Here is a 792-nt window from a genome sequence, read left to right on the forward strand (position 1 = left end):
CGTTGATTTTGATGTAAATATTGCAAAAGGCACTGTGTCGCCTAACGAATGGCTTACAGATAAAAGCTTAGAGTGGCAGCCGGTCGGGCAGTCTTCTTCAACAGCGTTTTGCAGATCTTCAATATTTTCTACAGCTTCACGCACGCAGCTTGATGTTTTCTGGCTCATATTATCCCTCCTGCCTTATAAATTTGAGACTGGCGAAATGATGGAGAGTCAGCTGCCTCACGCTGGAAGCAGCTGAATGATTTGCACCTGTAATAGAGTTTGGAAGGGGATTCCTCTTTACAAGTGTTTATCCATTGTGATGATGCTTTTTATCTTTATGAGGCGATGTTCTGTCAACTAGCTCTGGTGACAGGCACTGAATCGCGCAGAAGCATCCGAGATCGACTTCAATGCAGAAATCTGTTTTTTCTAGCCCGAAGAAATCCGGGTCGCAAGGGTGGCAAACACTTAAGGTATCGCCTTTGACATCGACCGGGCGTAAAATAGAAAGTGTTGCACAGCAATCGCATAATTTTTCGACGCGGAAGAAAATGGATTCAAAGCATTGCATATCATCCACAAATCCCCCCACGTTTCCGAATGTGGAGAACAATCCGCCTTTTTTATCAAAAACGAGAAACGGAATTGTGTCTTTTCCAGCAATCGTAGGGTTTAAAAGGTTGGTATAGCAGCCAGTCGGACACTGTTCTTCAACTGCCTCCTGCTCTGCTAAAATCTTTTCCACTGCATCGCATACACAGTTCTCATGCCGGCCATGGGTTTTTCCGCAGCTCATTGATTTCA

Annotated in this window: 1 protein-coding gene and 1 pseudogene; both read right to left on the minus strand. The window is 44.7% G+C overall.

The genetic code is table 11. The features are described from left to right. Positions 1–168 (minus strand): annotated as a pseudogene (gene cotZ / locus ACWHAR_RS25910) (spore coat protein CotZ); the annotation flags it as partial. Positions 169–295: 127 nt separating this feature from the next. Next, positions 296–784, minus strand: coding sequence for a spore coat protein CotY (cotY, locus tag ACWHAR_RS25915; protein WP_003239243.1), 489 nt, complete (start codon positions 782–784; stop codon positions 296–298). Positions 785–792: the final 8 nt, after the last annotated feature.

Source organism: Bacillus sp. LR--39, from assembly GCF_053613335.1.

What these genes read in the sequence shown, in the direction of transcription:
- cotY (WP_003239243.1), bottom strand. Translation starts at nt 784, where the DNA reads ATGAGCTGCGGAAAAACCCATGGCCGGCATGAGAACTGTGTATGCGAT.